This is a genomic window from Alkalibacterium iburiense (assembly GCF_039521845.1).
GTDB lineage: Bacteria > Bacillota > Bacilli > Lactobacillales > Carnobacteriaceae_A > Alkalibacterium > Alkalibacterium iburiense.
Genome location: NZ_BAAACW010000046.1, coordinates 14,939 through 21,489 on the forward strand (window position 1 = coordinate 14,939; position 6,551 = coordinate 21,489).

General features: G+C 37.3%; 7 protein-coding genes, 1 pseudogene and 1 riboswitch. All 8 genes and pseudogenes read left to right on the forward strand.

Going from position 1 to position 6,551, the window contains the following annotated elements; translation table 11 throughout:
• Positions 1–762, forward strand: a pseudogene (locus ABDZ53_RS03955) (diaminopimelate decarboxylase family protein); the annotation flags it as partial.
• Positions 752–1,126, forward strand: coding sequence for a GNAT family N-acetyltransferase (locus tag ABDZ53_RS03960; RefSeq protein ID WP_343754207.1), 375 nt, complete (start codon positions 752–754; stop codon positions 1,124–1,126). The pseudogene ABDZ53_RS03955 and the gene ABDZ53_RS03960, both read left to right, overlap by 11 nt.
• Before the next feature lie 40 nt (positions 1,127–1,166).
• Positions 1,167–1,913: a segregation and condensation protein A gene (locus tag ABDZ53_RS03965; protein WP_343754209.1), complete on the forward strand. Its 747-nt coding sequence runs from the start codon at positions 1,167–1,169 to the stop codon at positions 1,911–1,913.
• A 19-nt stretch (positions 1,914–1,932) separates the two neighbouring features.
• Entirely contained in the window at positions 1,933–2,487 is a 555-nt protein-coding gene (gene scpB / locus ABDZ53_RS03970; RefSeq protein WP_343754211.1) for an SMC-Scp complex subunit ScpB, read from the forward strand.
• 31 nt (positions 2,488–2,518) lie between these two features.
• A complete protein-coding gene (locus ABDZ53_RS03975) occupies positions 2,519–3,241 on the forward strand; it encodes a pseudouridine synthase (protein ID WP_343754213.1) in 723 nt (240 codons plus the stop codon).
• 121 nt (positions 3,242–3,362) lie between these two features.
• Positions 3,363–4,109: a response regulator transcription factor gene (locus tag ABDZ53_RS03980; RefSeq protein WP_343754215.1), complete on the forward strand. Its 747-nt coding sequence runs from the start codon at positions 3,363–3,365 to the stop codon at positions 4,107–4,109.
• A 126-nt stretch (positions 4,110–4,235) separates the two neighbouring features.
• Positions 4,236–5,918, forward strand: a complete 1,683-nt coding sequence (locus ABDZ53_RS03985) for a HAMP domain-containing sensor histidine kinase (protein WP_343754217.1) — start codon at positions 4,236–4,238, stop codon at positions 5,916–5,918.
• A gap of 65 nt (positions 5,919–5,983) precedes the next feature.
• A riboswitch (FMN riboswitch) is annotated at positions 5,984–6,101 on the forward strand.
• A gap of 168 nt (positions 6,102–6,269) precedes the next feature.
• Positions 6,270–6,551 (forward strand): ECF transporter S component (locus ABDZ53_RS03990; protein ID WP_343754219.1); only part of this gene is annotated, 282 nt, incomplete at its 3' end.

The following is a 6,551-nucleotide window of genomic DNA, read 5'->3' on the forward strand; positions in this document are numbered from 1 at the left end:
AAGCAAGCAGACTATTTGAATGCAATAGGCTTACATTCTCATATCGGATCTCAAATATTCGAAGTGGAAGGCTATAAAGCCGTCATTGAAAAACTTTTAAGTCATTCAAAGGAGTGGAAAGAAGCCTTTGGGTTTGAGCTGAAGGTTCTAAATGTAGGGGGAGGATTCGGTATCCGTTATACGGAAGATGATGAACCTAAACCTCTGGAAGAATACGCTCAGTCCATAATGACTGCCGTAGAACAGGAAACTGAGAAGCTGGGAATGCCTTTGCCGGAAATTTGGATCGAACCAGGTCGCAGCATTGTTGGTCCTGCAGGGACTAGTTTATATACTGTTGGAACGGAAAAGAACCTGCCGAATATTAGAAAGTACGTGGCAGTTGATGGAGGCATGGCTGATAATATTAGACCCGCTTTATATCAAGCTAAATACACAGGAGTTTTAGCTAATCGAGTAGAGTCCAATGAAGAAGAAGTGGTTTCAGTAGCTGGAAAAGCGTGTGAAAGCGGTGATATGCTTATTTGGGACATCCCATTACCCAACCCTGAAAATGGGGATATCTTAGCTGTTTTAAGTTCAGGTGCTTATGGCTATTCTATGGCCAGTAACTATAACCGTCTGCCAAGACCCGCTGTTGTATTTGTTGAAGAAGGACAGGAGTTTTTAGCCATTCGTAGAGAAACGTACGCAGACTTTATGCAATTAGAGAACAGTATTGATAATCATATGAAGAAACAGGAGGGCTTAGATGCTCATTAAATATAAGTTAGACTACCAGAAGATCACAATGGGCTTGCTTTCATATATTCCAGACTTAAAGGATACGAGTCGTCTGACAGATGAGATGGATTGGTACGACCAAGAAGAGAACAGACATTTGTTTTTATGGAAAAGTGATGAAACGGGAGACATGGCTGGAGTGATTGGCATCGAAGAAGAGGACGAAGTGGTTATTTTACGACACATTTCAATCAATCCATCCTATAGAGATGAAGGCATGTCTTACAACATGATTGAAGCACTAGCTGAAAAGTTTGAGCCTAAGAAAATAGTAGGGACTCTTGAAACGGCTTCTTTAATCACGAAATGGCAAAAAGGATTCGAAGAATCGGTAGAAGACTAAATCATATAGTTAAAGAAGTCAGGTAAAGCAGGGATATAGAATGAGCGATCAATGGAAAGTAAATTTAGATGTGTTTGAAGGCCCTCTGGATTTGCTCTTACATCTTATAAATAAATTTGAAATAGATATTTATGATATACCTATTAAGGAAATCACAGAACAGTATCTTGATTACCTTCGGGCTATGCAACTCCTACAGTTAGACGTAGCTGGGGATTATTTAGTTATGGCCGCGACTTTAATGTCCATAAAAAGTCAGCTTCTTCTCCCTAGGAATGACAGTTGGGAAGAAGATGGAGAAGAATTTGATGTAGCAGAAGATTCAATAGAACACTTGAGAGAACGACTTCTTGAATATAGGAAGATAAAGTATGCTTCAGAGAAGTTGACTCAAAGCCGTTCCAGTCGTGAACATTTTTACTCAAAGAGTCAATCAGATTTAACCCATTATCAAGAGTTTGTTCCTTTGGCTCAGGGAGAATTAGAACTTAAACATCTTTTAGATGCCTTTAATGATATGTTAAAGCGCAAAGATTGGATGGAACCTGGTCCAAGTACCATTGATTTAGAAGAAATATCCGTGACTGACAAGATGGTTTGGTTGGAAAACACGTTTCTTAAGAAGAAAAAGAAAGTGTTTTTCAGTCATTTATTTACACGCCCATCAAAAAAAGATTATGTTGTGACCTTCCTGGCTGTGCTGGAACTGATGAAAGAAAATAAGGTGTCCATCGAACAGGAAGAAAATTTTGGAGAAATTGCATTATTAAGTATGAATGTGTATTGAAAGGGTTGAATGATACTCTATGAATGAATTAGCTACATACGAAGCATTGCTGTTTGTTGCTGGTGATGAAGGCATCACGCTCAAAGAATTAGCTCAGCTAACAAAGTCGACTGTGGATCACACCAAAGTCTGTTTAAAAAAATTGGAGGATAAGTATACTAATCGGATAGAGAGTGGATTGACTATAATAGAAACGGCCGAAACTTACCGGTTAGTTTCAAAAAAAGAGTACTCACCTATCATTCAACAATATGCTCAATCTCCTCTAAACAAAAAGCTGAGCCGAGCCTCTGTTGAAACACTGGCAGTGATTGCTTATAAACAACCCATTACACGTATGGAAATTGAAGAAATTCGAGGAGTCCAGTTATCTTCGAGCTTACAAAAGTTGAAATTAAGAAACCTCATTCAGGAAGTTGGTCGAGTAGAGGCTCCAGGTAAGCCGGTTTTATATGGCACGACTGATTATTTTCTGGATTATTTCGGATTAAATGATTTGACTGATTTGCCTGAATTAGTCATTGAAGAAGAAATAGAACATCAAAGCTTGTTTGATGAAACATTAGATTTTTAAAAGGAAAAGACACATAAAAGGAGTCAACTATATGGAACGCTTGCAAAAGGTCATGGCTCATGCTGGAATTGCCTCAAGAAGAGGATCTGAAAAGTTAATAAAAGAAGGCAGAGTGAAAGTAAATGGAAAAGTCGTTACTGAAATGGGAGTTAACGTATCAAAAGACGACACTGTTTCTGTAGATGATATCCCTATATCTCGCGAACAGAAAATATATTACCTGTTAAATAAACCAAGAGGGGTTATTTCTAGTGCCCACGATCCTAAAGGAAGAAAAACGGTTGTTGATTTTTTTCCAGAGATTGAAGAAAGAATATACCCAGTTGGACGGTTGGATTACGATACAACAGGAGTAATCCTATTAACGAATGATGGGGAATTAACCAATCAGCTTACTCATCCCAGTTTTGAGGTTGAGAAAACCTATATAGCTAAGGTCACAGGATTGGTTCACAAGTCAGCTATAAAGAAATTGGAAGAAGGACTAACCTTAGATGGGTATAAGAGTCGACCAGCTAAAGCGAGAATTATTGAAGTCAATAAAAGAAACAATACAAGCATAGTTGAATTGACCATACACGAAGGAAAAAAACACCAAGTAAAAAATATGCTTAAAAAAGTAGGACATCCAGTAGAAAAGCTGAATAGAGATAAGTATGCCTTCTTGACAACAGAAGGGTTACAGTCTGGTGAATGGCGAGAATTGAAAACATTTGAAGTGAATAAACTGAAGCAATTAGTTAACGAAATTTAAGGGAGAAACACCCTATAAGAGAAATGATTGGAAGTAATGCTTTTCTTTAGTTATAATAGTAGAGAGATAAACTAGAGCGCTTGAAACAGAAATTGAGTATAACTTAGAGGAGTGTCTTAAATTGAGTGAAGAGACTATTCAAGAAAATAATAAAAAGTTACTGGTAGTCGATGATGAGGCTAGAATCAGAAGACTACTAAGGATGTACCTTGAAAAAGCAGATTATAGTATTGATGAAGCGGAAAATGGAAAAATCGCTTTAGATTTAGCCTTAGAAAATGATTATGATTTAATATTATTGGATGTCATGATGCCGGAAATGGATGGGATTCAAGTAGCCGAAGAGTTACGCAAAGAAAAAGAAACGCCTATTATGATGTTAACGGCTAAAGGGGAAGAGTTAAACCGCATCCAAGGCTTTGAAGTAGGGGCAGATGATTATATTGTTAAGCCATTTAGTCCGAGAGAAATTGTTTTAAGAGTGGCAGCTATATTAAAACGTACAGCTGATTCGGCCGGTGGAAAAGGGGCAGCAGATGTTTCCGATACCTTGAAGTTGCCTCATTTAGAAATTGACAATGATTCTAGAAGAGTGACGGCTGATGGAAAAACAGTGAACCTTACACCTAAAGAGTATGATCTGTTACATTACCTTATGTCATCACCAGACCAGATTTTTGGACGGGAACAGTTACTCAGAGAAGTTTGGAAATATGAATTCTTTGGTGATCTCAGAACTGTAGACACCCATATCAAACGGTTACGTGAAAAGCTGAAAAAAGAATCAGTTGTTGCAGCTAAAATGATAGAAACAGTTTGGGGTCTCGGATACAAACTTAACTCCTATCCAGAAGAGGAAGAGGAGTAGTTTATGAGATTAAATGCCATAGCTATAAGAATTTGGCTCATAACATTCGTCATTACAATATTTTTTTTCATAATAACTACTGTATTCTATAGTGTTTTTCTTTCTGAAGAAGTCAAGAATAATTATATGAATGATTTTGAAGAAATAATATTAAATGTGGAACGCTTAGTAGTTGCGGATCCACATTTTTTATTAGAAAACATGGATACTATAAATGATTTACATTCAAGCGTAAATTTTGCTTTGTTAATGGATGACACATTTGAGGAAGAAGGAGACAATTGGTATCTTCCGTTTTCAGATGATGTAAAAGAAACCATTCAAGGCAAGCCAGGAGTATTGGAAAATATTGATAGAAACGAACGAGTACAATTTCGTTCAGACCAGCATAGAGAATACAGACGCAATATCCCTCATCTGTTTCATATATTGCCCGTAACAATTGAAAACCAGGATGTTCTCTTTTATTCTTTTGCGGATTTATCTTTCCTGATTCGCATTGAAAGACGCCTATCCTTTGTTTTATCTGGATTCATTATAGTTGAATTGTTTATTGCTCTTTTTTATTACATCTACTTAAAGAAACAGTTGTCAGAGCCTATCAATGCAATGACCAATATAGCCTTTGATTATGCCAGAGACGACTTCAGTCATCAATTGCCCGTTTCTGGACGAGATGACTTATCAGAGTTGGCCATGGCTATGAACAAAATGGGTCATTCTTTGGAAACGAATCGAACGGTTATAAGACAAGAAAAAGAATTGCTCTCTCACATCATGCATAACATTGAAACAGGGATTCTTTATTACGACACAGACAAAACGTTGCTTTTATCCAATCCGGTAGGCGATTTGTTCTTAACTAGGTACCAGGAAGAGCATACCAATTACTCTGATGAAGAAAGATTTATCGATTTGGATACGAAAATAGCTGAAGTCATCGAATCTAAAAGACCTACAGAATTTACAATTGAAATGCAAGAAACGTATTTCGAAGTCACTATTCTTCCCCTACTTGAAGAAGAAACAAGGGACTTGCGCGGTATCTTAATCTCAACCAAAGATTTAACCAAAGAGCATCGTCTGGATAAAATGAGAGTGGATTTCATCAACAATATCTCTCATGAATTGCGTACACCGCTCGTCATGATTCAAGGCTACAGTGAAGCGATTTTAGATGATGTGGCTGAAAGCATTGAAGAGAAAAAGGAAATGTCTAGAATCATTCGGGACGAAGCCCAGCGTATGAACCGAATGGTAAATGAAATGCTTGACCTCTCACGAATGGAAGCTGGGTATATAGAACTTCAGAAAACGGAAACAGATGTCAATAAGTACTTGAGAAGCTTAATGTTCCGATTTGATAATTTAGCTAACGAATCAGGAGTGTCTTTACAAATGGAGGCACCGAAAGAAACAGTTTATTTGAATATGGATAAAGATAAGATTGACCAAGTGTTTGTGAACTTGATAAACAATGCTATTAGACACACACGAATGGCTGATAAAGATGAAAAAGTCGTTACACTACAGCTCTTAAAAGAAGAAGAGCTTGGAGAAGTAGTGATGATAGTGAAGGACACAGGCACAGGTATCCCTAAAGAAGATTTACAGTATATCTTTGATCGATTCTTTAAGGCGGATAAATCACGAAATAATTATTCGTACAACACCAGAGGAACAGGAATTGGCTTATCACTCGTTAAAAATATTGTCGAGGCTCATGGAGGATTTATTGAAGTCGAATCTGAAGTCAATGAAGGGGCTGCATTCATTATTCATATTCCCATAGATCCAGAAGAAGAATAATGAAATGAAAACTTGACAGTTTTAAAATTATCTATATAATAGTATGTAACAATACAATATAAATGATTCATCTTCAGGGGCAGGGTGCAAATCCCGACCGGTGGTAAAGTCCACGAGCGATTAAAATTGCTGAACTGGTGTAATTCCAGTACCGACAGTAAAGTCTGGATAAAGAAGATGGAGCTTTTTGACTGAACATAATTCTGTCTTAATGCTCTATTTGTGACCTGAAATGTAGGTGCAAATAGAGCTTTTTTTAATCCAACATTTCACAAGTCATGAGTAGATAAATGAGAAAGTGTTCAGCAAAGTTCACCCTAAGCAGGATGAATCCTTTTAGGAGGATTTATTATGACAAACAACAAGACAAAACGATTGGTAGGAATAGCCATGCTCGCTTCACTTGCCTGGATTATATCCATGCTGTCTTTTCCACTATTACCAGGAGTACCTTTTTTAAAAGTAGACTTCAGTGATTTAGCTATTCTTTTCGGTATGTATGTATATGGACCGCTTGCAGGAGTAGCGATTGCCTTTATACGCTCCTTGCTTTCATACGCACAAACAGGAGGAGAAATGGGTTTTCCCATCGGAGATACAGCTGCTTTTATCGCATCCTTATCTTTCACTTTA

What these genes read in the sequence shown, in the direction of transcription:
- ABDZ53_RS03960 (WP_343754207.1), top strand. Translation starts at nt 752, where the DNA reads ATGCTCATTAAATATAAGTTAGACTACCAGAAGATCACAATGGGCTTG.
- ABDZ53_RS03985 (WP_343754217.1), top strand. Translation starts at nt 4,236, where the DNA reads ATGAATGATTTTGAAGAAATAATATTAAATGTGGAACGCTTAGTAGTT.
- ABDZ53_RS03965 (WP_343754209.1), top strand. Translation starts at nt 1,167, where the DNA reads ATGAGCGATCAATGGAAAGTAAATTTAGATGTGTTTGAAGGCCCTCTG.
- scpB (WP_343754211.1), top strand. Translation starts at nt 1,933, where the DNA reads ATGAATGAATTAGCTACATACGAAGCATTGCTGTTTGTTGCTGGTGAT.
- ABDZ53_RS03975 (WP_343754213.1), top strand. Translation starts at nt 2,519, where the DNA reads ATGGAACGCTTGCAAAAGGTCATGGCTCATGCTGGAATTGCCTCAAGA.